The organism is Streptomyces triticagri (genome assembly GCF_003429565.1).
Taxonomy (GTDB): Bacteria; Actinomycetota; Actinomycetes; order Streptomycetales; family Streptomycetaceae; genus Streptomyces; species Streptomyces triticagri.
Genome location: NZ_QUAK01000131.1, coordinates 1 through 791, shown reverse-complemented (window position 1 = coordinate 791; position 791 = coordinate 1). Strand labels below are relative to the sequence as shown.

The following is a 791-nucleotide window of genomic DNA, read 5'->3' as shown; positions in this document are numbered from 1 at the left end:
GCCGAGCGGCGTCGCTCGCGGCAGATTCAGGTGGGCACGGTGGCGGTCGGTGGGGATGCTCCGGTGTCGGTGCAGTCGATGACGACGACGCGTACGTCGGACATCGGCCCGACGTTGCAGCAGATCGCGGAGCTCACGGCGTCGGGTTGCCAGATCGTGCGGGTCGCCTGCCCGACGCAGGACGACGCCGACGCACTGCCGGTGATCGCGAAGAAGTCGCAGATCCCGGTGATCGCGGACATCCACTTCCAGCCGAAGTACGTGTTCGCGGCGATCGATGCGGGCTGCGCCGCGGTGCGGGTGAATCCGGGGAACATCAAGCAGTTCGACGACAAGGTGAAGGAGATCGCCAAGGCGGCCGGTGATGCGGGTACTCCGATCCGTATCGGTGTCAATGCGGGTTCTTTGGACCGCCGTCTGCTGCAGAAGTACGGCAAGGCCACTCCCGAGGCGCTCGTCGAGTCCGCGCTGTGGGAGGCGTCGCTGTTCGAGGAGCACGGTTTCCGGGACATCAAGATTTCGGTGAAGCACAACGACCCGGTGGTGATGGTCAATGCGTACCGGCAGCTCGCCGCGCAGTGCGACTATCCGCTGCATCTCGGGGTGACGGAGGCGGGTCCGGCGTTCCAGGGCACGGTGAAGTCGGCTGTGGCTTTTGGTGCGTTGCTGTCCGAGGGGATCGGGGACACCATCCGGGTGTCGTTGTCGGCGCCGCCGGTCGAGGAGATCAAGGTCGGCAATCAGATCCTGGAGTCGCTGAATCTGAAGCCGCGGCGTCTGGAGATCGTCTC

At 65.5% G+C, this 791-nt stretch carries 1 protein-coding gene; it reads left to right on the top strand.

Annotated features, from left to right (window positions below; genetic code table 11):
• On the top strand, positions 1-791 hold a 791-nt coding region (gene ispG / locus DY218_RS24260), incomplete at both ends, for a flavodoxin-dependent (E)-4-hydroxy-3-methylbut-2-enyl-diphosphate synthase (protein ID WP_128558271.1).